This window comes from Shewanella oncorhynchi (assembly GCF_012584455.1).
Taxonomy (GTDB): Bacteria; Pseudomonadota; Gammaproteobacteria; order Enterobacterales; family Shewanellaceae; genus Shewanella; species Shewanella oncorhynchi.
This window is the reverse complement of record NZ_JABAEB010000001.1, coordinates 182,565-208,843: the sequence shown is the minus strand read 5'-3', so window position 1 is coordinate 208,843 and position 26,279 is coordinate 182,565. Positions and strand designations below refer to the sequence as shown.

Sequence of the window (26,279 nt, the reverse complement as noted above, 5' to 3'; positions counted from 1 at the left end):
TGCAAATTGCCGAACTCGGATACAGAAAACCAGCAAGTAATATCGTGTGTGGCTGATGCCATTAAATTAGCAAAGACAGAAACTTCAAATAACTCTAAGAAATGGTGGTTTAGGGGACAATCTAACGCCCGCCACAATCTTGTACCTAGTTTATTTAGGCCAATAGACGGAAAATACTATGATGAGAACATGCTCATCGATGAGTTTGTAAGGATGCATCCAGAAGCAAGAGAACGTCATACCGATGTTTTAGAGCTTCTTACTTATGCCCAACACTATGGCTTACCGACAAGACTTCTCGATTGGACGGAAAATGTATTAGTTGCTCTTTATTTTGCGTGCTCAACAGAAAATAACCTTGATGGTAAACTCTTTTTTTTACCCGATTTTGTAGACGATATATTTGATTTCGATTATTACAACTTTGATTTTGGTAAAATATTTCTCACCAAATTAATAGAATATAATGATGCAGATGACTTTGATAATATTTTTAAACAGGTCGCATCTTCCATCCGCGAAGATCATCTTGAATTCTTAAATAACCAGATTCTCTTTAATGGATTACGTTTTGATGATTTTTTAGAATTAGAAAAGAAATATCATGGCCAGCTATCTGACAAAGGGGTTGATTTGATTTGTAAAGCAATCAATGGAGGAGCCCATGAACAGATAAAACATGCTGGATTCATGTACACACCAAAACGCCTTAACAAACGATTAGTCACACAACAAGGTTGCTTTACCTGCCATACAGGTAAAATATTGTATAACCAACAATATGTTAAAGTTAACGATGAATTTGATAAATTTTCACATTCCTTCATTATCCCAGCTAAGCTCAAGGAAGATATATTAAATGAACTTAAATATTGCGGAATATACGAAGCAACTTTATTTCCTGAACTTGAATATCAAACGAAACATATTAAAAGCTATTCACTGTTTGAACAAAGGTGGTAATTCTAGCTAAATAACACTTTACAACGTTCTAAATTAAGAAACTGAACTTATAGAGCTTTTATGCCTTAATAATGTACCAATAACACCAGAGTCTGAGGAATACACTATCCCCTCGGAGTTGCCGCAGGGCGAATAGGCAAATTGCGTGAGTCCAGCCATGGATGGCTGGCTAGCTTTCGCAGGTGCAGGGACGCATCCTTCGAAAGCGATAGCAAATTTGGCAATGAGCACAAGGGGCTTTCAACTCCGTTAGGGGCGTCATGGAGCATCCAAGGAGGATAGGACGAGCAGTCCTCCTTGGTCGGGTGTGGGGTGAAGCCCCACGACTTTGATTTAGATTTTAGAAATACATCAAATCAACTATCAGACATACACAGGGATTAACCCAAATTAAGCACCATCATGGAAGTGACCGTCCGTGGCATGGTCACTTATTCACATACATGTGATCGCGACATTAGTATGTCCTATACAGCAGATTCCATGCTCGAGCATACATGGACGACTATTTTAAAACCAAAGTCGGCGTGTCACTGGAATGATAGTGCTTAATGGATATGCGGAATTAAAGCTACACCTATATTTACAAACGCACGAAGGATTAAGTTGGCATCCAAACTAAACTGCGGACAAAACTGAGTATTCATGATCTCACGCTGCGGTAGATTGTATTAACTCACTAAAAGATTTTTTGTTTACGAAAAAGTCTTAACCAAACATATCCTCATTGATCAAAATAGGCTGAAAGAGCAAAATGCGCCTCTTGAAGCCGTATGCCAATTCGACTAACACTCCTGTGTCTATGGCAAAATGAAATGTGTTGATTATGTGAAGGTAGGTGCAATGGATAGCTCAATATTAGTTTTTGATTCAGGTTCAGGTGGACTGACTGTCGCGGCCGAAATAAAAAAGAGAATCCCCAACATACGGCTGAGTTACGTCTCTGACGCTGGCTTTTTCCCTTACGGAAAAAAGCCACACGATATACTAAAAAAGCGAATTTTAGACGTTATATCCAAAGCAAGCTCACTGACTCAACCCGATATCATCGTTATCGCCTGCAATACAGCGAGTACCATTGCGCTAGACTTACTTCGCGCTGAACTCAATATACCTATTGTCGGCGTTGTCCCTGCGATAAAACCTGCCGCTTCGTTATCAAAATCAAAGGTAGTGATGGTACTTGGCACTCACACCACAGTGAACTCAGCTTATGTGAAGATGCTGATCACGAATTTCGCCACAGAATGTAAGGTTTTAGTAGAAGACTCTGAAGTGCTGGTTCTCGCCTCAGAGCAAAAACTTCTCGGCAATGGGTTTGATCCCGACATTGTAACTCAGGAAATTCAGCGTATTTTAGCAAACCCGATGCATTTAATACCGATGTATTAGTGCTGGCTTGTACTCACTTTCCACTTATCCATGCAGAAATCAAAAATGCCCTTCCCCACCAGGTTACCGTCATTGATTCTGGATTAGCCATTGCTAATCGAACGCACTCATTGTTGAAAATCGAGCACCAAACATGTAGCCCGATACTCGATCCAGAAATAACGTTTTACACCACAGGGAATGTAGATTCAGAACAAGCGAAACAAAGCAAAATTGAAGCACTGCTTCAGTGCCCAATTAAATTTAAGCAGCTGTTATTGTAATATTTTTAGCTCATTTTCTTTTAAAACCCGTTTTCAAAGAAATCTAAATGATTACCCTAAAAGACACCCGCGAAATAAATGCTATATCGCATCGCTGATTGTTAAATGTTAGATCTTAACAGGCCGCTATTGCGGCCTTTTTTGTATCAGCTACTTCCTGAAGTGCTTGTCTTCGCATAAAATTCGGCCCGTTTACTGGTGCGCATGAGGCGCAAGTTATCGGTATAAAAGGTGTAGTTAAATGGAACTTTCGATTCGCAGTTTATTCACTGCAGCGGGCATGGTGTTGTTATACTCTTTAACAGTTATTCCTGCGGCAAGCGCTGCGGGCAAAGCCGTCCATCCCACTGTCGATTTACCGAATGGCCAATGGCTTAATTTTCACCAAAAAGACAATCAAGTGTGGAGCGAAATGTCCGACGGCGATGCGCCCGGCGTACATCTTGATGATTATGGTGCGGCTGAAATTGTGGCCGTTTTTTACTATGACTTTGATAAAGGTGGCGACAAAGAAGTCGTGGTCATGCTTAAAGATGCTGATGGTCAGCATTTACGGGGTTATGGTTTTGAGGATTCAAAACTCACTAAGCTGCCACGCCTTCAAGTTGTGCTGGATGAAGTCGCCCCGACGTTATCGTCATTTACCGTCAGCGACACCCGCAAAGTGTTAAACCAAATTCCGCCGCAGCAATATCGCATGACCTATGATGTTGAGGCGATAGAAGATCCCGCCATTAAAGCGATTATCGATGGTTCAACCAAGCTCAAACCAACCTTAATCGGCTATCGCAATGCTAAAGGTTTACCCGCCGATGTGAAAACCGCGGACGAATATAAATTACGTTACCCCCTCACCCGCAAAGATAAAGATGCCCAAGGCCGCGGGCATCAATACAGTTTAGTGACCCACTTTTATCGCAATGATTATCGCGAACAACAGGGCAGTTTTGTGTTGGTGAGCGTTGTCTTTGAAGCCGATGATGTGGACTGGCTAAACAGCGGTGAGGGTGAGATCCCAAAAACGGGCCCAGCTTATGATTATATGAATCTCGGTGGATCTTGGGCTGGACTTGCGCTTGAAAGTCATTATGCCCAAGGTGTGCTCGATGGCCCCTATATCGCCTACGATAACCGTAATGCCAATATCATGTTGAATGGTCAGTACAAACAAGGCAAAAAAGTCGGTAAATGGATGGAGGCTGACGGCCAAGCAAGCTATTGGGAAGGTGAATATCTTGACGGTAAAAAGCAAGGTAAATGGATTGCACAGTCCATGTTCGATGAGGCAGATAACTACGGTTTTGCCCATTACAACCAAGGAGTACTCGATGGTCCCTATGAAATCTATGAGCCCGAATACGGCGCAGACACAGGGGATAAGCGATTGTCTGAAAAAGGCATTTATCGCAATGGTGTCAAAGACGGTGAATGGCTTGAGAGCAATGGCAATAAAGGTCACTATCAAAACGGCATTAAACAAGGCCCTTGGGTAGATAAAGTCTCGCTTGGCGAATACCGCAACTATGTGGGTAACGGGGCTTACCTTGATGGCAAGCGCACTGGCCCTTGGGTATTTAAAACTGACAAGAAATCACGGATCGAAGTGACTTATCTCAATGGATTACGCGAAGGTGAAGAAAAACTAATCAGCGATGAAAATGTGCTCTTTGCCAATAAGCATTATAAGCAGGGACTGCTCGATGGCCAGAGTATTTGGTACTCAGCACAGGATGTTGCCAACGGCATTAGGCACTATCGCAAAGGTGAATACCATGGCATGCAGGCGATATTTGATCCTAACCATAATCACCGGCTTATGGAGTTAAGTCATTATGAATATGACGAAACCCTGCCCGTCAAGCCCTCTCAAGACGAATGCATAATGCGAGAAAATCCCTATAGCAATGACTGTAAGGACATACTGAATCCCCCTTTTAGAAATACACCATCGATTAAGCATGGGAAACAATATTATTATGATAGTAAAGGAAAATTATACAAATTTTCTGATTATCATCATGGCAACCTCATCAAAGAATATGAATTCGATGAAGAGGGACATGTCCAAAAGCTGCAAAATAATGAACAGGGGCAAGACAGTCAAATCAGCATCCGCTACAAGAAGGATGGCGGTTATTCAATGTCCAATTACAGCGACAATGAGCAACGTGGCTGGACATATGAAATCGATAACAAGGATCGATTACTGTCCCTGAAGTATTACCACGATGGTGACAAAAAGGGGTTTACCATCCGCTATAACACAGATGGCAGTTATGCGATTGCAGAAAGGTAAACATTAATATCGAACATCAGGCACTGCTTATCCTTTTATCCTAATGGTTAACTCAAGACCTTGAAGACAATTACCAGCAAAAAGGCAAAGTTTAAAATTGGGATATAGGGTAATGCGGTTGCCCTTGATTAAATTGACTTATATAAGCCTAATTAAAGTGCGCTTTATTCAGGCTAAGTGAAAATGGTTATTTTACCAATCACTTAGTTTGTTCTTGTTAATAGGTGTAATGGTGCGTCATCACTTAAATAAATATCATCCACCAAATATAGCTTATTAGTACGGATCATCTGACGAATCGCCTCAACATAGGCGTGACCACGCTCCGAATATCGGTCTAACGTCCCTGCGAGTGCAGAGCCTGTCACAGCTTGATTAGCTTGTCTTGATTGGGCACGAAAATCTCGCATCTTCTGATAAGCATTATGGGTATTCAAATTCAACAAATACCCTTCCACCGAAGCAAATGGTGTATCGAATCGTGCTAAACCATAATTGCCTAAACCTTGGCGCTTCTGCCTAGGTTCCATACCATTACCCTTGAAATCCCACTGCCCAAATAATGCATTACCTTCACGGGCAAATCGCGATGTGCCCCAACCGCTTTCTTTTGCCGCTTGAGCTAACACTAACGATGGTGGCAGGATATCCACCCTTTCAAGTAGCATTTGTCTTTGGGCTTCTAACAGCGGTTTATCTTCACTGCTTATTACTTTGTACTTTACCCCTAAGGCTAATAACGCAATATCATCGAGGGAGGCAGACATAATGACCTGTCTTTCTTGTAAAATTTTCTCATTCGCCAATAAGACTAAAGGGGCAATCATCCTAAGAAACACCATTTTCTTTTGCTTCACCGGGAGTTGGCTTGACACTGAACTCCAGCCCTCTCCCACGGCATCAAAGGTCAATCTAGGGACCGATTTATTACCATCACGAAAACTTTCTGGCGTGTAATCAAGCGAGTCAAACAAGCCCATGAGTTCATCGAGAGAACTGATATTCAGGCTCAGTTGTTTAGACTCAGGATTGTCGAAGGATGACTGCTCAAGTATTTTGGGGGATGAGAAATGTTCAGCAACCGTTGGATTGGCAACAGCACCTTGATTCGCTTGCACCAGGGAAGTCGTCATCAGTTTTGGCAAACTCTGCATATGATGCTGAGCACTCTGACTGGCAACTAAAGGATTGGAAGCCGTCTGTGACTGAAAACCAAGAGTATCAACTGGCAGCCTATTCGAAATCAGCTTAGTCACTCGCGTTTCTTGCACATACACCGAAGAGCATAAAACAGACAAAGCAATGAGTGCGAGCATAGCAACGGGAAGCTTAAACTTTATAAACATGGTATCTCTTTAACTGAGGTAAAACGGTAGCAATGGGATTAGCCAATACATCGGGGGCGTAAGGTAACAGTAAAAACCTGACAGTTTGCTTAATAGATATACAAAATGGCCTATTACGATCATTTTATTAAGGAGAATAGGACGAGCGCCTTCTTGGCCGCCTCTTGACCCAATATCAGCAATTAAATCCAACACCTTGATTTATTTAAACTCAATATGAAAATAGCGAGCGTTCACTCGCCAATAGAGATTGGCGAAATAAAATCAACTTATTCCAGTGCCAGCAAAACGAGGTAAAGCCTCTTCAAGATAGGCGACGCAGGTGCGAAGTTTGGCAGACGTTTCTAATCGTGAAGCATAAATTACATGAATTTCAGCGGATTGATGATACTCGGGGAGTACTCTGACTAATGTGCCACTTAAGAAATCTTGCTGTAAATCCCAGATGGAGCGCAACATAATACCGTGGCCTTTAAGACACCACTGCTTAGCGACGGTGCCATTGTTGGTCATCAAGGAAGCCGCTAAATCAACCGAGGCTATGCCAGCCGCACTTTCCAATCGCCACACTCTATGGTTTTGATCGCGCTCGCGGATCCCTATGCACTTATGCTCGGCTAATGCCCCGAGATTGCTAGGCATGCCATACGTGTCGATATAGGTCGGCGATGCCGCCAATACCCGATAATTACTCGCAAGACGCTTAGCAATCATTTGTGGTGGCAATTCGCCACCGACACGGATCTCCAGATCAAAACCTTCAGAGACCAGATCGACCGGGCGGTCGAGCAACTCTAAATCAACTTCTAATTCGGGATAGTGGAACACGAGGTCTGAAATAATCGGTGCAATACAGTGGCAGCCAAATCCTGTGCTAGTTGCGATACGTAATCGCCCCCGTGGCACTTGCTGCTCTAAGCTAATTTCAAGGCTCATTTGATCCATGGTATCGAGCAAACGTTCGGACCATTCCAAGGCAATCTTACCCTCTAAGGTGAGACTGACACTTCTGGCAGAGCGCAGAAACAAGCGTACTCCGAGCGCTTTTTCTAATAGGCCAATGCGTTTACTCACATACGCTGGAGAAAAAGATAATTGCTCCGCAGCGGCTGTAAATCCCCCGCTTGTTGCGGCGATAACAAAGACCCGTAAATCTTCAAGTGGTGGCAGTTGACTCACGATTCGTAATTCTTAACAAAACATTTAGCCTATTCATACACGATACGAATATGGAATAACATACAAAAAATACAGAATCCCCTATTGGAGTCGAAGATGTCTAAGGTAAAAATCGCCGTAATTGCCGGAGATGGCATAGGTACAGAAGTGATCCCCGAAGGGATACGCACACTCGAAGCCACAGGAAAAATCTTAGGTGTGACGTTTGAGTGGACCTATTTCGACTGGTCCTGTGAAACCTACCATAAAACCGGTCGCATGATGCCAGAGGATGGACTTGAGCAACTAAAATCCTTTGATGCCATCTACTTAGGCGCTGTTGGATTTCCAGGAGTTCCCGACCATATTTCACTCTGGGGATTGCTACTACCGATCCGCAGAGCCTTTGAGCAATACGTGAACCTTAGGCCTATTCGGTTATTTGAAGGCGTGCCCTGCCCACTCGCGGGCAAAAAGCCCGGCGATATCGATTTTTATGTAGTACGTGAAAACGTGGAAGGCGAATATTCCGCCGTCGGCGGCATTCAATATGAAGGCACTGAACATGAAATAGTCTCCCAGCAAAGCATTTTTACCCGTCGTGGAACAGACCGCATCTTAAAATATGCCTTCGATTTAGCCCAAAGCTGCAAAGCAAAGCACTTAACCTCGGCGACCAAATCCAATGGCATATTTCACTCTATGCCCTATTGGGATAGTCGCGTCATGGAAATGGCAAAACAGTATCCCAATGTTAAGGTCGACCAATATCATATCGATATTCTGACGGCAAATTTCGTGCTGAAACCCGAGCATTTTGACGTGGTTGTTGGCTCAAATTTGTTTGGCGATATCCTGTCTGATCTTGGCCCTGCGTGCACTGGCACTATCGCCATTGCCCCTTCGGCGAACATCAATCCAAGCAAGGAATTTCCGTCGATGTTTGAGCCAGTTCATGGTTCGGCGCCGGATATTGCAGGCCAAGGTATTGCCAATCCTTTAGGGACAATTTGGGCAGGCGCTATGATGATGCAACATTTAGGTTATGGCGCAATGCACAACCTGATACTCAGCGCGATAGAAAACGTATTGAAAGATAAGCAGTCTTTAACCCGCGATATGGGCGGAACGGCGAATACTCGGGAGCTGACCGATGCGGTGATCGCTGCGATTAGTCGCAATTAAAACGTGCATTAAAACCTAATGCTAAAAGCCCTTTAGCATTAGGATTGAAAGAATTTGAAACTATCAAGCACCTGATAATAAACGCATTAATAAGCTGACCAGTTAATGCATTTATTAAAGGCCTCTCCTTACAGCGGCATTCTGTACTCAATGACTCCCGGTTTTTCACCAATCCAGTTATAGAGTTTTTGCGCGGTTAAATTTGTTTCCTGTGTATGCCAGTACAGGCGCGCGCACTTGTGTTCAATGGCCGCTTGCTTTACAAACTCAATCAATTGTTTTCCAACATGTTGACCCCTTGCCGTTGGGGCAACAAACAAGTCTTCAAGATAACAATAATCCGTTTCGGCCCAAGTAGAACGATGAAAAACATAGTGTACAAAACCGAGTAAGTTTTGGCCCTCTCTTGCGACGGCGCAATAAATAGGTTCTTGGTCATCGAAGAATCGGCGCCACGTGGCTTGGGTGGTCGCTTCTGATAACGCCACTTTGTAAAAAGTCTGGTAATCACGCCAGTGTGGTAACCAGAGTGAATAGTCTGTTTCTTTAACCATATCAATGGTTACTGTTAGTGATTGGCTGGACATTAGCGCACTCCTTGAAATTAAGTAAATGGTCTCAGTTTTACTGAAGCAAGATTCTAGATTCAATTGTGGTACCGCATAAGGTACACTTTTTGTATTTTTTACAGTACCAGTTAGCAAATGAAAAAACCTCAATCCAATTTCCCTCACTTGCAACTCAAAGACGGCATCCTCAAAGATCAGCTTTATCATGCGTTTAGAGAGGCCATTCTTGATGGACGTTTACATCCGAGAATGAAGATCCCATCCAGCAGAGCCTTGTCGGAAACCATGCAGATTTCACGTAACTCAGTACTGCAAGGGTTTGAGCGCCTGATTGATGAAGGCTATCTGCTGACTAAACCGGGATCGGGCACTTATGTGTCAGATACCATTCCCGATGAATTGATCGATATTCCAAACCGTGCCAGAGAAAGCGCTCAAGCCTTTGATTCCAATTTAGAAATTAATCCACAGTTAATAGAAATGGCGCGACTGAAAGCGAAGGGGAATACGGACCACAGCCATAGCATGTTTAATATTGGCGTCGGATGTATTGATCTTTTCCCGCACCAACTTTGGGGGCGGCTGTTAGGCCGAGTTTGGCGGCAATCGCGTAAAACCTTAGGTAAATCAAACCATAGCGAGGGGTATTTGCCGCTGCGTGAGGCGATAAGTGACTATGCGCGTTCGACCCGCGGCCTCAATTGCACACCTGAGCAGATCATCATAGTCAATGGAACTCAGCAGGCCATTAACCTCACAGCGCAGGTACTACTCCAACAGGGAGATGAAGTCTGGCTTGATGAACCTGGGTATGACGGGGCTTTAGGCGCTTTTCTCTCGCAAACTATGCGAGTTCGTCCTGTGAGAGTTGATGATGAGGGCACAAATATTGCCGATGCGATCCAGCGGTGGCCCTCAGTGAAACTAGCTTTTACCGCGCCCTCACACCAATTTCCCCTCGGCGGTATGCTAAGTCTGCCACGACGATTGGCCTTACTCGATTGGGCCGCTGAGCAGAGTAAATGGATTTTAGAAGATGACTATAATAGCGAGTTTCGTTATAGCGCCCGTCCGATACAGGCATTACAGGGGCTCGATAAACATCAAAGGGTGATCTACGCTGGCACCTTTTCCAAGATGCTGCTACCCGAATTACGACTCGGCTTTTTGGTGGTGCCCCCTAAATTGATACAGGCTTTCCAGCTAGCAAAGCATTACGCCGATACGCACACGGCTCACCTAGAGCAAGCAACATTAGCGCTGTTTATCGCCGAAGGACATTATGCGCGGCATGTTCGCCGAGTGCGAAAAGCCTGCTTAGCGCGCCAAACGGCGTTAATCGCGGCAATTGAGCAGTATCTGCCCGACAAATTGTCCGTTCAAACCTCTGACTCAGGTATTCACCTCATGTGTTGGCTGAAGGGCGACTTGACCGAAGAGGAAGTGCTCAACAAATGCCGCCAAATACGTTTGGGGGCACAGCCTTTGTCTCGATATTGCCAAGCGCCCTATCCAAGGCAAGCTATCTTACTGGGCTATGCCGCTCATACGCCTGATGATCTGCGGGAAAGTATCAAAAAACTGGCGCAGATCCTTTAATATCCAAGCTTAAAAAGCCTGAAAGAAAATCCCGAAAGCACTGAAGATAGCAACAAACCATGTGAGGGATCTTAAGGTGCCTTTGTTGGCAAGATAGAGGATGTGATACACAAAGCGGGCGCCGACATGGACGATTGCGAGCCACTCAGTGGTGGGATTTACTTTGCCGGTAGCAATCACCACTAATACGGCTAGGCCAAACACCAGCAATGATTCAAAGGCATTTTGATGTCCCGCTAAAGCGCGAGCGCCAAAACCGGTTAGCTGTGCTTGCTGAGCACGGGGATGATTATTATCGTAACCACCCGCCTTTGCCATCGCCCAAGCCACTGGACCTTTCGCAAGATATGGCAATAACATGGCGACAAATAAGCAAATAAGTAAGGTATTCATGGGGTAATCTTCCTTTGATTGTTGTTTTAAGTTCTACTGTTTGAGTTCTACAGCTATAAGTGCCTAAGTTACAAGTGTATTGGTTAGCGGCGTTATTTCACCATATACATGCCTTCACTTGCGGGACGACTAAATTTAAAGCCAAACTTTTCATAGAGTTCAGGCACATCCGCCATCAGGGTAATATACGCGCCCTTAAAAGCCTCACGATCTAAATAAGCCATGATGTGCTGCATAATAAGCCGCCCTAATCCCTTACCTTGATGCTCAGGATCCACTGCAATATCGACAATTTCGAAGTTGAGCGCGCCGTCACCAACCACACGCCCCATACCCACAGTCTGCTCAGCGAGCTTTATTTGCACGCCATATAAACTCCTTGGCAAGGCCTTAATGGCACCCTCCAATGGTCTAGGGCTTAAGCCTGAAATCTGTCGTAGGCGAACAAAATCATTGGCAGAAACAACGCCTTCAAGCACTTGGTACATGATATTTCCTATTGTTTTTATTCACGAACTTATCTTTCTATCACCTCAAGCTCAAAGCCTTCATCCAGAGTCGGCGGCTGAAAATAACCACTCACATGCCAGAACATCGCCTCAGTATCGAACATGGCGCGCTCAGGGTGGCTTTGTCTGCGTTTATCGAGTTGACTCAAACAAAGCGCATCGCTGTGATTAAGATAAATAAGTTTATGGGCGGCGCAATCAGTAAAAATGCTTCGAAACCACAGGCGCTGATTGATAGTATTCGCGGGAAAATCCATGACCACAGAAACACCCGAACAGAGCAGTTCCTGCACATGCTTTTTAAGCAAAGGCTTAAGGCGAGCGGAATAGCTCAAGTAAGTATCAAAATCTTTAATTTCATCGGGGTATAGCGCCGCCAGCCATGCGTCTTCCGAGATTAAAATACAGTTTTCGGCCTCAGAAAGTTGTCGCGATAAGGTTGATTTACCTGAGCCCATTTTGCCACAAAAGAATATTAACGTACCTTTACTGACCAATTGTCCTAACGCATTCTGCTGTGTCATCTTCACTCCTTGATTACTGGTCTTTTATCTCAGCCGACGATTTCACTCGCTATGACACCAATGAACGACTGTACAGAGCATCACATAAAGCATGAACACCGAGCAAGACTTGGGACGAGTTTAAGGTAATAAAATCCCATTACATTAATGACTATCCTGTGTTTAGACAGCAGACGTTTACCGCTATTTACGCATTCCACCGTTAGCTTTTTTTGAGATATTACATCTCTTCGCCCGCTTAGATCACCTCGCCCTCTCAGCCCTATCCTTGCCTTAAATCAGGGAGAAACCAAAGCATTTAACTCGAAGAATAAAACAATAAACCACATTATTAATCTAACAATTAAGCACTAAAGTAGTAATTTACGCTTAGCAATAAAAACATTACCACCATTCATGCTATGACATTAATTTAGGCGTATGCTAGGGTAAGAATGAAAGGATAACCGTCATAAGTGCAAAGGAGGCTCTATGAGCACTGTCGTTCCACGTACCGTCACTTCCCCTAAAAAATTCATTATCGGCAAGGGCCTATTAGCTCAAATGCATGATTATGTTAAGGACTTTGGTGACAATGCTTTTATCATCTGCGATGAATTTATCCTCAGCCGCGTGAAGAATGAAGCGGTCGCAGGGCTAGATCAAAATGGGATCAGCAGCCACCTCGAAAAATTCAACTATGAGTGCAGCGAAGCCGAGATAAAGCGCTTAGGCGCGCTGGCAGAACAGCATCATACCAACGTTATTGTTGGAGTTGGCGGTGGAAAAACCTTAGATGCCGCCAAAGCCGTCGCTTTCTATCAAAAACGGCCTGTCATCTTGTACCCCACAATTGCTTCAACCGATGCGCCCTGTACTGCACTTGCAGTGATCTACTCCGAAACAGGTGAGTTTGAACGCTATCTGTTTCTGCCACAGAACCCAGATGCTGTCGTTGCCGACACTGCTATTATCGCCGCGGCTCCGGCCCGATTTTTTGCGGCAGGCATAGGCGATGCACTGGCAACCTATTTTGAAGCTCGTGCCTGCTATCAATCTGATGGCGTCAACCTAGTCCTGAAAAAGCCTTCCCGCACAGGGCTGGGATTGGCCCAACTTTGCTATCAGTTACTAACTGAAAATGTTGAAGCTGCTATGGACGCCGTTAAAAACAAAATAGTCACACCTGCGCTAGAGCAAACCATTGAAGCCACCATCTATCTCAGTGGTGTTGGTGCAGAAGCGGGCGGATTAGCCGCCGCCCATGCCGTAAACAATGGTATGTCAGCGGTGGCGGACTTACATAAAGCTCAGCACGGCGAGAAAGTCGTCTTTGGGCTGCTAACTCAGCTCGTGCTCGAAAATGCCCCAAAAGCCGAAATCGATAACGTTATCCGCATCATCAAAACGGCGGGACTGCCGCTCACACTCGCAGATTTAGGGCTGAAAACCTTTATCGAGACCGAATGGCGCAAAGTGGCTGAGATAGCCTGTGCTGAGGGCGATACTATGGGCAATATGCCGATGAAATTAACCGCAGATGATGTCTATCAAGCCATGATAGCCGCCAATGCCATGGCTGAACGCTATAAAACAGCTGAAGCTTGTTAACCGTAACAATATGACGTGTACATCGTAGGTAGAAATCAACTATACATTTGATTTAATTGATTAATGCTGTTGAGATAGTTCCTACTGCCACGCAAGTTGACCGTTCATCCTAGGCTTCCTTGCCACATATCAATGGTAAGGGAGCCCACAACAAACAAGACATTTCCACCCTCGATGCCAAAGCTGGCATTTACGCTCTATTTGTTAAACGCTTGGAGGCACATATGGCTTATGCAACAACCAATCCCTTTACGGGAAAGCTCATTAAAGAATTTCCAAATGCAACAGATACCGAAGTCACACAGGCGATAGAATCCGCCCATCAGGCATTTTTAAACTGGCGAACCACTCCCTTTGCCGACAAGGCCGCAATACTGTCTAAGGCAGCGAAGATCCTCAGAGACAACAAGTCCAAATACGCCAATCTACTGACCTTAGAAATGGGCAAAGTCACAGCAGAAGCCGAAGCTGAAGTCGAACTGTCGGCGCAAATTTTCGAATACTACGCCGAACATGCCGAGCGACTGCTGGCATCGCAAAAACTGCCGGTTGCCGATCCCGCCGAAGGTGAAGCGATACTGGTTAACGAACCGCTGGGCGTATTATTGGCTATCGAACCTTGGAACTTTCCCTACTACCAAATTGCGCGCATCTTAGCGCCGCAGCTTGCCGCCGGAAATACCTTACTACTCAAACATGCATCCAATGTGCCCCAGTGCGCTGCGGCCTTTGAAGGCTTAATGCGCGATGCCGGACTGCCCTCTGGTGCATTCCAAAATCTGTATGCCACCCGAGAGCAGATAGAACAGATCATCAATTCGCCCAAAGTGCATGGTGTTGCGCTCACGGGATCAGAAGATGCGGGATCGATCATTGCCGCTCTGGCGGGTAAGGCACTGAAAAAGTCCACCCTAGAACTGGGTGGCGCAGATGCCTTTATCGTACTTGAAGATGCCGATCTGCCTAAAACCATCGACTGGGCTGTGTTTGGCCGTCACTGGAACGCGGGACAGGTCTGTACATCATCTAAGCGGATGATCTTAGTTGAAGCCATTTACGATGAATTTATGAAGGGCTATATCAAGGGGATTGAAGCGTTAAAAGCGGGCGATCCTATGGACTCGGCCACTACGCTGGCGCCACTGTCTTCCCAAGGCGCAGCCGATGAGTTGAAGCAGAAGATCCGTGATGCCGTAAAACACGGCGCAACCGCGACCGAAGTGGGTCCTAAAGTGCCGCAGCAAGGCGCCTTTGTGCAGCCAACAATACTGACAAACCTGACGCCAGATAACCCAGCCTACTATTGGGAATTCTTTGGCCCAGTGTCCAGCATCCACAGAGTGAAGGATGAGCAAGCAGCGATTGCCATCGCCAATGACTCGCCCTTTGGATTGGGTGGCTCAGTGTTTACCGCCGACACCCAACGCGGGCTGGCGGTCGCTAAGCAGGTTTCCACAGGCATGATGTTTGTCAATCATCCAACTATGGTCAAGGCCGACTTACCCTTTGGTGGCGTGCGCCGCTCAGGTTATGGCCGCGAGTTGATTGATTTAGGATTGAAAGAGTTTGTAAACCACAAACTGATTAATGTGGTCGACATCAACGCGCCTTTCTAAACGCTTAGAAAATAGCAACATCTGACTAAACGCCTGACGGAATAATCTGTCAGGCGTTTTATTTAACGTGCTTTATCCAAGGCATCACATAAGGCTTGAACGCCAAGTAAAGCTCTGGGCGTCGCGCGATGTAATAAATCGGCATTGAGTTGATAAATATGCTGTTTCTTCACAGCAGGAATTTCTGGCCATTGGCGCCAATCAACCCCTTTCACATTACCTTCTTCTTCACTCTGTAAAATCACCTCGGGCAAGGTCAGCAAGACGTTTTCTAAACTGACTTGCGGATAATCACTGGCGGCATCGTAAAACACATTTTGGCCATGGCACACACTGATGATCTGTTGGATCCAACTGTTTTTAGAGACTGTCATCAAAGGTGTCGACCAGAGTTGATAAAACACTTTAGGCTCTGATTTTTTAGCATTTTCAACCCGCAATCGGATAAGCTCAGCGCGATAAGCGGCCGCAGCCTTGCTTGCTTCTTCAACATGCCCCGTAAGTTGGCCTAACTCTTCAAGCTCCTTGGCGACGCCTTCTAAGGTTTTAGGATCGCTACCATAAAGGTTAAATCCTAACGTCCTAAGCTGGTTGATATCTTCGGCTTTATTACCCGAATCCCACACCACAATCAGATCGGGATTAAGCTCCATCACCCGCTCCATTTGAATGCCGTAGTAACCCCCAATACGCGGGATATTTTTTGCCGCCTCGGGATAATCCGCATAATCGGTTGCGGCCACAATCGTATCGCCCGCACCTATGGCGTAAAGCATTTCCACCGCATGGGGCGAGAGCGCAATAATGCGTTTAGCGGGCTCGGCCAATACGCTATGAGGGAGAAACAGACTGAGCCCAAAAACGAGTCCAGCTAAGTGTCGCTTAATCATGATATGCCTTAGTATTTATCCCCAAACCGCCTGAAGATGCAGGCGTAGTAGCTTCAGGTCACTTGGGGTTATAGAGTTAAACTAGCTGCTCTGGCCAGCCATAGTGTTCGATATAAGTTTGTAGATTCTTCGGGCGATACTGAGGATCTTGATCCCAGCGGGTCTTCACCGAATGATGCAAAAGTACTGGGACTTGCTCAGGGTCGAGTGGTCGCAAATATTCCTGTTTTATCCGATAAAAACTGCGTCTCGAGTCATGTAAGGTCGCGAGCGGATTTGGATGCACACTCGCGGCTAAGTGTGGCTCTAGACTTAAATTAAATTTCTGCGCCTCGGATATCATCCACAACAGTGCAATATCCGACAACAATGAACCGTCTTTATCGGGTTTATAACTGCCGCCAATATTGCTATGGGCACCCGCAAACCACACTTGCTGCATGTCCATATTGTCGCGTAGTTGCCAAATGGTCGGCTCAAAATCACTACGGTGTTCATCTATGGCTAAGGCATGACGAGCAACGCGCACATTGCGGCCAATTTTAGTGTCGTAAAACTCGTCTTTATCTTCGAACAAGCCTAAAAACGAGATAGGGATCCCCATAGCACCCACGGTATCCCACACGCCAACAAACTTGATTTCCCGAGATTCATGACTGTATCTCGCTCTAAATTCGAGGGATTTTTCACCATCAGGCGCAAAGGGTGCACTGCTTTTTTTATAGTGGTCGAAAGCTTGTTGAATCAACGCCGCATCGGGACGTTTAAGTATGCCGCAGTTATTAATCAAGCCACACAAGCAACGCACAGTGTAAGCACCGCGGCTAAAGCCAAAGAGATAAATCTCATCGCCAGGGGAATAGTTTTGCACTATATAGCGATACCCATCCATGATGTTTTTATGTAAACCGCGCCCTGTCGCACCGCCAATGGCTTGATCGTAATAGGAACCCACGCCCCAATCATAAAATACCTGCTGGGGTTTGCCATCAGCCGCTATCGGGCTGATAGCACGCGCGAGGCGCAGCACATTGGTGGGGAAATCGACCTTAAGATCTTTCTCGGGCCGATTCCAAGTCCCATCGGCACAAATCACGATACGCTTATTCATAGGATCATCCTTGAGAACGCTTTGAACACTGAACGGCTAGAAGCTAACCCATAGTCACTAATAGGCAGTTACTAGTCCTCAAACTTAGCGCATTTTATGCCTGTGCTAAAGCCATTCGCGCGTCTTACTTAACATTGCAACCAACAATGCTGCGTCACTTATGCGCCGACTTTTACAAGGTTCGATTAGTAGTCAAAACCTTGCTGTGCCTTGATACCCGCTTCGAAGGCGTGTTTAATCGGCTGCACTTCGCTGACCGTATCTGCAAGCTCGATGATGGCACGGTGGCAAGCACGGCCAGTGATAATCACATGCTGCATGGGTGGACGATTTTTAAGTGCGCTAAGCACACGTTCTACATCTAAATAGTGATAGCTCACCATATAGGTGAGTTCATCGAGCATCACGCAATCTATGCTCTCATCTTGCAGCAGCTTTTCGGCGGCTTCCCAAGCGAGTACTGCTGCGGCGGTATCCTTTTCTTTATCTTGGGTTTCCCATGTAAAACCTGTGCCCATTACATGAAACTCAACCCCTGCACCTTCGAGTAAATTGCGCTCACCGCACTCCCAAGTGCCTTTGATAAATTGCACTACCGCGGCTTTTTTACCGTGACCGACGGCGCGGGCCACTGTGCCAAAACCTGAGGTCGATTTGCCTTTACCGTTACCGGTTAACACTAGCAGAATCCCCTTCTCCTCTTGGGCAGCGGCAATTTTAGCATCCACACCGGCTTTCACTTTCTGTTGGCGAGCCTTGTGGCGTTCGGCCTTGATTTGCGCTTGTTCGTTGTCGTTCTGTGCTGTCATGGTCTTCTCTTCACTCTGCTGCTAAAAATGTCTGCTTCTAAAACTTATGCTTCTAAAATTGGCTGTAATTTTTGCATGTCTAAATGCTCGGCTAACACATCGGCTAAACGATCGAGTTGCTGCTCACGTATTTGATTGATATCTATCGCCTTAGCATCGTTTAATCCCGCCCAGCGCAAAATCAACTGACACGCATCAGGGCTATCAAACAGCCCATGTAAATAAGTGCCAAGGATTTGCCCGTCATCGCTTTGCAGGCCATCAGCAAAGCTCACAGAGGTGGATTCAGGGATTAACTGCAAGGGCGCATTCGTTTGTTCAAGCCTAGGGATAAGATAGCTTGATTCACCGCAGTGGATTTCATAGCCCTTCACAGCAACCTTTTCCCCAAGTAACGTTAGCTCACCTCTCACTCGCCGTAACTGTTTTTCGGCTTTGAGTTCTGTGCTCAGCGGCAGGTAGCCAAGTCCAGCGGTATCACCCGCACTGTCTTCAATACCTAAGGGATCGGCAATGCTTTGGCCTAGCATTTGGTAACCGCCGCAAATACCAAGCACTTTGCCGCCGTAACGCAGGTGTGTGGCAATATCTTTATCCCAACCTTGCTGGCGTAAAAAGGCCAAATCGGCGCGCACATTCTTACTGCCGGGCAAGATCAATACATCGGCGGCGGGCAAATGAGTGGTGTGACTCGCGGCTTGAGTTTGCAATGACACATAGTCAAAATCGATATCGGGATGCAACCGCAGCGGATCAAAATCCGTGTGATTACTGATCCTTGGGTACACTAATACCCGCACTTTTAAGCGGCTGTTAGCGCCTTTGGTCGGCGAACTTATCAGCGCATCTTCGGCATCGAGATGCAAATCATGCAGATAAGGCAACACGCCTAAAACAGGCTTTTGAGTATAAGCTTCAAGCCAATCGAGCCCTGATTGCAACAGGCTAATATCACCACGGAAACGGTTGATCACAAAGCCCTTTACCCGCGCCTGTTCGGATTCTGATAACAAGGCCAAGGTCCCGACCAAATGGGCAAATACGCCGCCCTTGTCGATATCGGCAATGATGATCACAGGGCAATCCACAGCTTCGGCAAATCCCATGTTGGCAATATCACCTTCACGCAGATTGATCTCCGCCGGACTACCCGCGCCTTCAACCACTATGGTTTGATACTGACCGCTTAATCGCTCGAAGGATTCCAGCACAGCGCCAAGCGCCATTGCCTTGTAATCCTTAGATTTAGGTCCAAAAAAGGCCGAGGCTTCGAGTGTTGTCAGGGCTTTGCCATGAACGATAATTTGCGCGCCCGTGTCCGAGCTTGGTTTAAGCAGTATGGGATTAAAATCGGTATGGGGCTCAAGATAACAGGCCACGGCTTGTAAGGCCTGTGCGCGGCCAATCTCGCCGCCATCAATAGTGACAGCGCTATTGAGCGCCATATTTTGCGGCTTAAAGGGCGCAACCTTAATCCCCTGACGAGCGAGCAAACGACAAATGCCTGCGACTAAGGTGCTCTTGCCCGCATCCGATGTTGTGCCCTGCACCATCAAGACTGCCGCGCGCCGAGGTGAATTAACCGCAAGCGTATTAATTGCTGGCGTATTAACTGCAAGAGTGTCAGCGGTATCGAGTGCATTAGCACAGGCTGTGTTGTCTGTGTTTGGAGAGGACATAGGTTTAAAAGGCTTATTCTAGTTTGCAGTCATTAACATAACAGCTCAGTCAAAAATCACTTAAGTATGCAACTTAAGCTTAAAACGTGGACTGAGCCCAAAGTCTAAAGTGGTTTCAATGCTAAGGGTAAACCAGCGACCACTAAGGTGACATTGTCCGCTAAGGTCGCCACGGCTTGATTTAACCAGCCCGCTTCATCGACAAATTGTCGGCTCAACTCACCTAAGGGCACTATGCCAGAACCGACTTCGTTACTGATCAAAATCACCACTCCCTCAAGCTCGACGAGGGAATCCACAAAAGCGGTTTTCTCGGCCTGCCAACTCGCATGAGCTTTATCGTCAGAGGTTGAAACGGCAAAGGTGGAAGTGGCAAAGTCAGTCGCATTCCACTCAGTCGGCGCGGGTTCATCATCGATGTTAAGGTTCGATGCAAGTAATTGATTCGTTAGCCAAAGGGTTAAACAGTCTACTAAAATCACTCGCCCAGGTTTTGCTAACCGTTTTAGCAGTGCAGTGAGGGCGAGCGACTCTTCAAACAATTGCCATTCGATACCATCGTCCGCTCGTCCCGCTTGATGCTTGGCGATACGTGTCGCCATTTCATCATCTAGCGCCTGCGCCGTCGCCACATAGCAAGCATCGAAGCCAAGCGCAGTGTACTGACGCACTAAGGCTTCGCCGTAGCGACTCTTACCGCTACGGGCGCCGCCTAGGACGAGGTGGATCACAGTATGTTACCCACAACAAGCAATACAAAATAACACACGATTTCAGATATTTGCTGCGCCGCGCCTAAGGTATCACCCGTGTAACCGCCAATCTGGCGTCTAAAGATCACTATGATCAAACGGCGCAGTCCTATCATCACCAATAGCAATGACAATGCCGCTAACCCCTTGAGGAATAACAGCACTAATACGCCGCTGGCGATCAGGATAAGCAGCTCATTAATGCCTTGATGTTGCGATAGCGGCTTAGACTTACTGGTCTCGTCATCGCGGACATACTTTTCGCTAAAAATGATACTGGCTGATACCACACGGCTCACTGTGTGCGCGACGATAAGTGCTGAACCCGCAACGACAGGATCGTACAGGGCCAACTCGACTAGCAACTGCCATTTCAGCAGCAGGGCCAACATCAGCGCCAGTGCGCCATAACTGCCAAGGCGCGAGTCTTTCATGATCCGCAGCTTGTCTTCAGCCGTCCAACCCCCGCCAAAACCGTCGAAGGTATCGGCGAGGCCATCCTCATGGAATCCGCCCGTGAGCAAGACGCCAACCAACATAGCTAAAAGAACAGAAACGCCGGCGGGGAGCCAGTTCTGCGTCAGCCAAAACACTATGGCGCTTAACAAGCCGACCAGAAGACCGACGAGACCGAAATAACGGCTGGCCTTATTCAACTTATCGCTATCGACTTCGACCCACTTAGGCATAGGAATGCGGGTAAAATAGCCCATGGCAACTAAAAATAAATCTATCTCTTTGTGCCAGCTTTCGCGTTCTGACATAAAGCATCCTTAGTGAATTCACACTTGCTGCAAGGTTTAAAATTAAAACGGTTGGCTAAAGGCTATTATTTTAAATAAGTAAAATAAGCGACTTAGCAGAGCACATCATACAACAGCCTCAATCCCCGCATCACTAAAACTCGCCATTTGATTGTAAAAATTTACTGAGGCTTGAATAAGCGGCAATGCCAAGGCCGCCCCCGTACCTTCGCCTAATCTCAGCCCTAGGGATAATAAAGGTTTAGCCTGCAAAAATTCTAACATTCGCAGATGACCTTGCTCATCGGATTGATGGGCAAAAATCAAATAATCACGCACATTGGGGGCGATTTGCACCGCGACTAATGCCGCCGCTGTCGCGATAAAACCGTCCACGACCACCAGCATTTTACGTTCAGCGGCAGCTAACATAGCCCCCGTCATCTGCACAATTTCAAAGCCTCCTAGGCAAGCTAACACTGACTTAGGCCCAGTTAAGGCGCTTTGATGCAGCAATAACGCGAGCTCAATCAGCATCAATTTACGTTCTAAGGTTTCGCTATTAATGCCCGTACCACGACCGACACAATCAATCACATCCAGCTGCATGATCGCCGCCATAATGGCCGCAGCAGAGGAGGTATTGCCTATGCCCATTTCGCCAAAGGCGACTAAGTTACAACCCGCTTGATGGTGACGTTCAATCAAATCGCGCGCCATAGCAAAGCCTTTATCGACGGTTTCCAACGTCATCGCGGGCTCTAAATGGATTGCACCCGTTCCAGCACCAAGACGTTGATCAATAATGCCTTCAACCCCTTCAACTGGCGTTAAAATACCGCAATCGATCACTTCGAGCTTAAAGCCCACCTGCCGACAAAAAACGTTAATCGCCGCGCCGCCATGGGCAAAGTTTTGCACCATTTGGTGAGTCACTTCGCTAGGGGCAATCGACACGCCTTCTGCGGCAATGCCATGATCCCCCGCAAACACTAACATGGTTGGATGGACTATTTTGAGCACATCCGTTTGTGGCTGCTCCGTTTTTTGCAAATCAGTCGTTTGCACGCGGGCAATCTGCAAGGCTAAGGATTCGAGCTGACCTAAGGCGCCGGGCGGCTTAGTCTTAAGATCTATTTTCTGCAGAATCACCAGATCCTGCGCTTTACTCACAGGGCTTATTTGAAAAGACACGGCTGACTGAGACATCCACACTCCACTTTGTAATCTACATTAAATAACCACAACGCATCCCGCGTTTATGACGAACATGTCCAATTGTGCATTTCCAATCGCGGGTGGGATATCAACAGAAATACTGATTATCCCGTCAGTCTGCACTTACGACATGACTCTAGGATGACGACTTAACTCTGGGTTTACGTCCTGAATAGGTGCCTACGGCATGACTCTACGCTTACGCAAAATCAGCAAAAAGAACATGCTACCTATGGCGGCTGTGATAATGCCCACGGGCAACTCTTGATTCCCCAATAAACAGCGCGCTAATACATCAATCCACACCATAAATAATCCGCCCACCAGCGCCGTTAATAAAATCGGCTGACGACCAGGAAACAGCATGCGTACTGTGTGGGGGATCATTAACCCGACAAAACCGATACCGCCACAGGTAGCCACCAAAATAGCGGTAATCAAGGAGCAGAGCAGCAACATATTGAGCCGCAGCTTAGGCACATTCACCCCTAAGGTATGCGCCGTTTCATCCCCCGCCTGCAACGCCATGATCTGCCGTTTCATGCCTAAAATAATGAATAAACTCGCACCAATCACCAGTGTCGGTAGTACTAACAAGGACCAACTGGCCTTAGCGAAACTGCCTAAACTCCAAAACAGCACAGAGGCTGTCGCCTGCGGACTGGCGAAATACAACAACAGACTCGTTAATGCGCCGAACATAAAGGAGGTCGCCACACCAGAGAGCAGCATGCGCTCCACTTGGCTATTGAGTCCAAGCCCAGACAAAGCCAGCACTATTAGCACCGACAAACTGGCGCCAATAAAAGCGCCCAAGGGCAAGCTAAACCAAAGCAAACCCGACAAGGCGCCCGAACCGCTAAAAAGCCCAGAATGTGCCGCCATGCCCGCATTATCAAAAAATCCAGAGCCAGTGAATAAGGTCAACATCACCACAGCACCAAAGGACGCGCCAGAGCTAATGCCAAACAAATAGGGATCGGCGAGCGGATTGCGAGTCACGGTTTGCAACACACTGCCCGCCAGTGACAAACCCGCCCCCGCCACAAAAGCCAGTAAAATGCGCGGCAACCTGAGCTCCATCACAATGCGCTCAGTCATGCCATTGGCTTGAGTGAGGTTCGTCGCCTTATTGATAAATACTTGAATAACATCCGTAAAACTGATGTTCGCCGCACCAAAACTCGTCGCGGCAATAGGCGTTATCAAAGTGATGATACCTAATACGAGCAGCATCAGTTGTTGTCTCGTCAACGGTGTCACGATACGCCCCAAATATGAGATGAAATATTGTTTACTCCCCTGAGTCATCCACCCTCGCCTCGCTCGTTCAGGCCATGATCTACATGGTGGTAACCATAAAAATAGCTGATTAAGGGCTTTTTATGTTGTGGATGGGGCGATACCTGAGCACACACGCCAAACACATCGCCAATTCGCGCCTCGGTTAATACTTCGGTTGGCGTCCCCATAGCGCTGACTTCCCCGTTATGGATCAACAACAAACTGTCGCACAGGGCACTGGCTAAATTAAGATCATGAATAGAGGCAATCACGCTAATGCCAAGACTACGCACCAATTCGAGGATTTGAATTTGATAGCGCACATCGAGGTGATTCGTTGGCTCATCGAGGATTAAAAGTTGCGGCTGCTGCACTATGGCGCGGGCAATCAAGGCGCGTTGCTTTTCACCGCCAGATAAGTGCTCATATTGTTGGTGCATCTTATGGCTCAAGCCTACTTTCTCTAAAGCCTTAGCAATACGCTCAATATCACAGCTCGAATTGGTATCGAACATGCCCTTGTGGGGCGTTAAGCCCATGCTGACCAATTGCTCTGTGGTGAGGTCAAAATAGTGCGGTGTATCCTGCTGTACTACGGCGACGCGACAGGCAAACGCCTTGGGCGACAAGCGCTCAATATCTTGATCAAAAAGGGTAATGTTGCCCTGAGTTGGGCGAACAAACCGATACAAACAGCGCAGCAAGCTAGACTTGCCCGCACCGTTAGGGCCAATCAGCCCCAGCATCTGCCCCGTTGGCAGCGTAAAGTTAATATCGGAAAGAATAGTTTTGCCATCGATACACCAGCTCAAATGACTCACATTGAGCGCGACTGACGGGCTCAATGATGGGTTAGTGTCACTGTCATTCACGGGGCTATTAGTTTGGATTGCGGAAAGTTTCACCTAAGCGGCGCTCCTATCGAGTCCAAACCTGTATAAAAAAGGTTGTGCATATTGTCATCTGCTCCCTCGAGTCACCCGCTCGAGAACTAAGGCTGCACGCAGCGATAACAGAAATAGGCAGGTCTCCTGACTCGTAGAAAAGAAGGAGCTAGGCTCTAGAATCTAGAATCTAGGCGCTTCTTTAAACTACTCACAGTTGCGGGCACAGTTCGGGCTGACTGACGAGCAGCTCCCCGATTCCCTATTATGTTTGGGTTGATATGCTCTTTGTTAACAACGCCACTATTAATTAAAACAACGGAGCGATTCGAACAAAGAGAGTCTATTCCCAACACCTATTTCTGCGACGTTATCACTCATTGCGCATGTAATACGCTATCTCGTTCAAACGTCAGGGAAAAGCATTATCCTACATCTATCCCATTAGGCAATGCTGTTTAAATCAGAATATTTTCATGTCAGCTTATTCTCGCCAAACGATCACGCCTACACCATAGCGCCTAGGTCGTGAAATAAGGCCTCAACACCTGCGTCCACTCGGCCAATCTAAACGCCAATAGCAGGCACCCTGTTCATCTTGCAGCACATTAATGCTCACCACGGCCGCCACGGGTAAATCGAGTTGACTATAAAACCCCACCGCCCGTTCAACCCCTAAGGCACGTGCCATTAAGTGACGGATCACCCCGCCGTGGCTCACGACCCACACTTGAGTGGCTGGCATATTGTCAGTGGTTTCATTAATAACACTGTTTTCATTACCCATTTTATGTGAGTCAAGGGTCAATCGTTCAAACTCGGCGGCGAGTATCTGGTCAATCGTCCCATTCACCCTCGACTCGAAACTTGCCATAGTTTCACCATTAGGCGGCGGAGTTTGCCAAGGGTCTTGCCAATACGCAGCTAAGCGTTCGCCCTCTTGTTGATACAGTTCATCGAGCCGACAACCATCCCAATCACCAAAATCAATTTCCTGTAAACCCGACAAACACTGCGCCTGCAATGGCCTTGACTCAGATATCAGTGCCGCCGTCGAATGCAACTCGGCGGCAAAAGCGTGGGCAAAATCGGCGCAGCGGCGTGAAGTCGAGCTGTAAATCGCACTACACACGCTGGCCTGTGACTCAACTGCTGCCGACATTTGTTGCCAACCCTTTTTACTCAAAGGCACATCCACACGACCCCGCAAAATGGCGCCGCCTTCACACTCACCGTGGCGCAACAATAACAACCGAACTTGTTTCATATATGCCTTTTTAGTTAGGGACTAGATGCTAGGAACTCAAGCCAAGGGCCTAAATTCTTGATTCTCGATTCTCGCTCCTAATGCCTTTGACTTTCATCTTGCCCTAACAATCATAAGTCGCGTATTATGGACGTCTATACGTTTAAATGTCCAAAACAAATTTTTAAGAACAAGTATTCAAAAAATGTCGGCTGACGACAATAAAATGCACTTAGCATAACAATGGCCGATTTTTGGAC

At 46.8% G+C, this 26,279-nt stretch carries 23 protein-coding genes and 1 riboswitch; of the genes, 7 read left to right on the top strand and 16 right to left on the bottom strand.

Features of this window, described 5'->3' with window-relative positions:
- The first annotated feature begins 6 nt into the window (after window positions 1–6).
- The 3 genes from HGO26_RS00840 (at window position 7) to HGO26_RS00830 (ending at window position 4,914) form a co-directional block, all read left to right on the top strand.
- Window positions 7–963, top strand: a complete 957-nt coding sequence (locus HGO26_RS00840; protein WP_168822695.1) for an FRG domain-containing protein — start codon at window positions 7–9, stop codon at window positions 961–963.
- Between the two features lie 843 nt (window positions 964–1,806).
- Window positions 1,807–2,355 carry a glutamate racemase gene (locus HGO26_RS00835; RefSeq protein WP_247651438.1) on the top strand — a complete coding sequence of 183 codons (549 nt, stop codon included), beginning with the start codon at window positions 1,807–1,809 and terminating at the stop codon, window positions 2,353–2,355.
- A gap of 504 nt (window positions 2,356–2,859) precedes the next feature.
- A complete protein-coding gene (locus tag HGO26_RS00830; protein ID WP_168822694.1) occupies window positions 2,860–4,914 on the top strand; it encodes a toxin-antitoxin system YwqK family antitoxin in 2,055 nt (684 codons plus the stop codon).
- 203 nt (window positions 4,915–5,117) lie between these two features.
- On the opposite strand, the gene HGO26_RS00825 is transcribed toward HGO26_RS00830, so the two are convergent.
- Window positions 5,118–6,260, bottom strand: coding sequence for a glucosaminidase domain-containing protein (locus tag HGO26_RS00825; RefSeq protein WP_247651437.1), 1,143 nt, complete (start codon window positions 6,258–6,260; stop codon window positions 5,118–5,120).
- Between the two features lie 264 nt (window positions 6,261–6,524).
- On the bottom strand, window positions 6,525–7,439 hold the full coding sequence (locus HGO26_RS00820) for a LysR substrate-binding domain-containing protein (protein WP_168822693.1): 915 nt from the start codon (window positions 7,437–7,439) through the stop codon (window positions 6,525–6,527).
- Window positions 7,440–7,535: 96 nt separating this feature from the next.
- Here HGO26_RS00820 and HGO26_RS00815 point away from each other — a divergent pair, with 96 nt between their 5' ends.
- Window positions 7,536–8,603, top strand: a complete 1,068-nt coding sequence (locus tag HGO26_RS00815) for a tartrate dehydrogenase (protein ID WP_168822691.1) — start codon at window positions 7,536–7,538, stop codon at window positions 8,601–8,603.
- Window positions 8,604–8,731: 128 nt separating this feature from the next.
- Here the strand turns inward: HGO26_RS00815 and HGO26_RS00810 are convergent, their stop codons facing one another.
- Entirely contained in the window at window positions 8,732–9,190 is a 459-nt protein-coding gene (locus tag HGO26_RS00810) for a GNAT family N-acetyltransferase (RefSeq protein ID WP_168822689.1), read from the bottom strand.
- 117 nt (window positions 9,191–9,307) lie between these two features.
- Between HGO26_RS00810 and pdxR the strand changes: the two genes are divergently transcribed.
- Window positions 9,308–10,771: a MocR-like pyridoxine biosynthesis transcription factor PdxR gene (gene pdxR / locus HGO26_RS00805; protein WP_168822687.1), complete on the top strand. Its 1,464-nt coding sequence runs from the start codon at window positions 9,308–9,310 to the stop codon at window positions 10,769–10,771.
- A gap of 9 nt (window positions 10,772–10,780) precedes the next feature.
- On the opposite strand, the gene HGO26_RS00800 is transcribed toward pdxR, so the two are convergent.
- From HGO26_RS00800 to HGO26_RS00790, 3 genes are all read right to left on the bottom strand, one after another.
- On the bottom strand, window positions 10,781–11,164 hold the full coding sequence (locus HGO26_RS00800) for an MAPEG family protein (protein ID WP_113941155.1): 384 nt from the start codon (window positions 11,162–11,164) through the stop codon (window positions 10,781–10,783).
- 92 nt (window positions 11,165–11,256) lie between these two features.
- Window positions 11,257–11,652, bottom strand: a complete 396-nt coding sequence (locus HGO26_RS00795; protein ID WP_168822685.1) for a GNAT family N-acetyltransferase — start codon at window positions 11,650–11,652, stop codon at window positions 11,257–11,259.
- Window positions 11,653–11,681: 29 nt separating this feature from the next.
- Window positions 11,682–12,197: a P-loop nucleotide/nucleoside kinase family protein gene (locus HGO26_RS00790; protein ID WP_105251620.1), complete on the bottom strand. Its 516-nt coding sequence runs from the start codon at window positions 12,195–12,197 to the stop codon at window positions 11,682–11,684.
- Between the two features lie 471 nt (window positions 12,198–12,668).
- Between HGO26_RS00790 and HGO26_RS00785 the strand changes: the two genes are divergently transcribed.
- Both HGO26_RS00785 and HGO26_RS00780 read left to right on the top strand, forming a co-directional pair.
- Window positions 12,669–13,787, top strand: a complete 1,119-nt coding sequence (locus HGO26_RS00785) for a glycerol dehydrogenase (RefSeq protein ID WP_168822682.1) — start codon at window positions 12,669–12,671, stop codon at window positions 13,785–13,787.
- A 224-nt stretch (window positions 13,788–14,011) separates the two neighbouring features.
- Window positions 14,012–15,403: an NAD-dependent succinate-semialdehyde dehydrogenase gene (locus HGO26_RS00780; RefSeq protein WP_168822680.1), complete on the top strand. Its 1,392-nt coding sequence runs from the start codon at window positions 14,012–14,014 to the stop codon at window positions 15,401–15,403.
- A 62-nt stretch (window positions 15,404–15,465) separates the two neighbouring features.
- Here the strand turns inward: HGO26_RS00780 and HGO26_RS00775 are convergent, their stop codons facing one another.
- The 10 genes from HGO26_RS00775 to HGO26_RS00730 all read right to left on the bottom strand — a co-directional run bounded on the left by HGO26_RS00775 (window position 15,466) and on the right by HGO26_RS00730 (window position 26,040).
- Complete coding sequence (locus HGO26_RS00775; protein WP_113941151.1) at window positions 15,466–16,293, bottom strand: cobalamin-binding protein; 828 nt, start codon at window positions 16,291–16,293, stop codon at window positions 15,466–15,468.
- 76 nt (window positions 16,294–16,369) lie between these two features.
- Window positions 16,370–17,404 (bottom strand): DUF2235 domain-containing protein, encoded by a 1,035-nt coding sequence (locus HGO26_RS00770; protein WP_168822678.1) that lies wholly within the window; start codon window positions 17,402–17,404, stop codon window positions 16,370–16,372.
- A gap of 185 nt (window positions 17,405–17,589) precedes the next feature.
- The gene (gene cobO, locus HGO26_RS00765) at window positions 17,590–18,213 is read right to left on the bottom strand and encodes a cob(I)yrinic acid a,c-diamide adenosyltransferase (RefSeq protein ID WP_113941149.1); all 624 of its coding nucleotides are present in this window, start codon (window positions 18,211–18,213) and stop codon (window positions 17,590–17,592) included.
- A 44-nt stretch (window positions 18,214–18,257) separates the two neighbouring features.
- Entirely contained in the window at window positions 18,258–19,892 is a 1,635-nt protein-coding gene (locus HGO26_RS00760) for a cobyric acid synthase (RefSeq protein ID WP_168822676.1), read from the bottom strand.
- A 104-nt stretch (window positions 19,893–19,996) separates the two neighbouring features.
- Window positions 19,997–20,623, bottom strand: coding sequence for a bifunctional adenosylcobinamide kinase/adenosylcobinamide-phosphate guanylyltransferase (gene cobU / locus HGO26_RS00755; protein ID WP_168822674.1), 627 nt, complete (start codon window positions 20,621–20,623; stop codon window positions 19,997–19,999).
- Window positions 20,620–21,408, bottom strand: coding sequence for an adenosylcobinamide-GDP ribazoletransferase (locus HGO26_RS00750; protein ID WP_028759425.1), 789 nt, complete (start codon window positions 21,406–21,408; stop codon window positions 20,620–20,622). The genes cobU and HGO26_RS00750 overlap by 4 nt, the downstream gene beginning before the upstream one ends.
- A gap of 105 nt (window positions 21,409–21,513) precedes the next feature.
- Complete coding sequence (gene cobT / locus HGO26_RS00745; protein ID WP_168822671.1) at window positions 21,514–22,596, bottom strand: nicotinate-nucleotide--dimethylbenzimidazole phosphoribosyltransferase; 1,083 nt, start codon at window positions 22,594–22,596, stop codon at window positions 21,514–21,516.
- A 189-nt stretch (window positions 22,597–22,785) separates the two neighbouring features.
- On the bottom strand, window positions 22,786–23,916 hold the full coding sequence (locus HGO26_RS00740; protein ID WP_105251612.1) for a FecCD family ABC transporter permease: 1,131 nt from the start codon (window positions 23,914–23,916) through the stop codon (window positions 22,786–22,788).
- A complete protein-coding gene (locus HGO26_RS00735; protein WP_168822669.1) occupies window positions 23,913–24,794 on the bottom strand; it encodes an ATP-binding cassette domain-containing protein in 882 nt (293 codons plus the stop codon). The genes HGO26_RS00740 and HGO26_RS00735 overlap by 4 nt, the downstream gene beginning before the upstream one ends.
- Before the next feature lie 99 nt (window positions 24,795–24,893).
- Window positions 24,894–25,093, bottom strand: a riboswitch (cobalamin riboswitch).
- 221 nt (window positions 25,094–25,314) lie between these two features.
- Window positions 25,315–26,040, bottom strand: coding sequence for a histidine phosphatase family protein (locus HGO26_RS00730; RefSeq protein WP_168822668.1), 726 nt, complete (start codon window positions 26,038–26,040; stop codon window positions 25,315–25,317).
- Between the last annotated feature and the right edge of the window lie 239 nt (window positions 26,041–26,279).

What these genes read in the sequence shown, in the direction of transcription:
- HGO26_RS00770 (WP_168822678.1), bottom strand. Translation starts at nt 17,404, where the DNA reads ATGAATAAGCGTATCGTGATTTGTGCCGATGGGACTTGGAATCGGCCC.
- HGO26_RS00780 (WP_168822680.1), top strand. Translation starts at nt 14,012, where the DNA reads ATGGCTTATGCAACAACCAATCCCTTTACGGGAAAGCTCATTAAAGAA.
- HGO26_RS00835 (WP_247651438.1), top strand. Translation starts at nt 1,807, where the DNA reads ATGGATAGCTCAATATTAGTTTTTGATTCAGGTTCAGGTGGACTGACT.
- HGO26_RS00730 (WP_168822668.1), bottom strand. Translation starts at nt 26,040, where the DNA reads ATGAAACAAGTTCGGTTGTTATTGTTGCGCCACGGTGAGTGTGAAGGC.
- cobT (WP_168822671.1), bottom strand. Translation starts at nt 22,596, where the DNA reads ATGTCTCAGTCAGCCGTGTCTTTTCAAATAAGCCCTGTGAGTAAAGCG.
- HGO26_RS00785 (WP_168822682.1), top strand. Translation starts at nt 12,669, where the DNA reads ATGAGCACTGTCGTTCCACGTACCGTCACTTCCCCTAAAAAATTCATT.
- HGO26_RS00795 (WP_168822685.1), bottom strand. Translation starts at nt 11,652, where the DNA reads ATGTACCAAGTGCTTGAAGGCGTTGTTTCTGCCAATGATTTTGTTCGC.
- HGO26_RS00740 (WP_105251612.1), bottom strand. Translation starts at nt 23,916, where the DNA reads ATGACTCAGGGGAGTAAACAATATTTCATCTCATATTTGGGGCGTATC.
- HGO26_RS00830 (WP_168822694.1), top strand. Translation starts at nt 2,860, where the DNA reads ATGGAACTTTCGATTCGCAGTTTATTCACTGCAGCGGGCATGGTGTTG.
- HGO26_RS00775 (WP_113941151.1), bottom strand. Translation starts at nt 16,293, where the DNA reads ATGATTAAGCGACACTTAGCTGGACTCGTTTTTGGGCTCAGTCTGTTT.
- HGO26_RS00750 (WP_028759425.1), bottom strand. Translation starts at nt 21,408, where the DNA reads ATGTCAGAACGCGAAAGCTGGCACAAAGAGATAGATTTATTTTTAGTT.
- HGO26_RS00810 (WP_168822689.1), bottom strand. Translation starts at nt 9,190, where the DNA reads ATGTCCAGCCAATCACTAACAGTAACCATTGATATGGTTAAAGAAACA.
- HGO26_RS00760 (WP_168822676.1), bottom strand. Translation starts at nt 19,892, where the DNA reads ATGTCCTCTCCAAACACAGACAACACAGCCTGTGCTAATGCACTCGAT.
- cobO (WP_113941149.1), bottom strand. Translation starts at nt 18,213, where the DNA reads ATGACAGCACAGAACGACAACGAACAAGCGCAAATCAAGGCCGAACGC.
- HGO26_RS00815 (WP_168822691.1), top strand. Translation starts at nt 7,536, where the DNA reads ATGTCTAAGGTAAAAATCGCCGTAATTGCCGGAGATGGCATAGGTACA.
- pdxR (WP_168822687.1), top strand. Translation starts at nt 9,308, where the DNA reads ATGAAAAAACCTCAATCCAATTTCCCTCACTTGCAACTCAAAGACGGC.
- HGO26_RS00790 (WP_105251620.1), bottom strand. Translation starts at nt 12,197, where the DNA reads ATGACACAGCAGAATGCGTTAGGACAATTGGTCAGTAAAGGTACGTTA.
- HGO26_RS00825 (WP_247651437.1), bottom strand. Translation starts at nt 6,260, where the DNA reads ATGTTTATAAAGTTTAAGCTTCCCGTTGCTATGCTCGCACTCATTGCT.
- HGO26_RS00800 (WP_113941155.1), bottom strand. Translation starts at nt 11,164, where the DNA reads ATGAATACCTTACTTATTTGCTTATTTGTCGCCATGTTATTGCCATAT.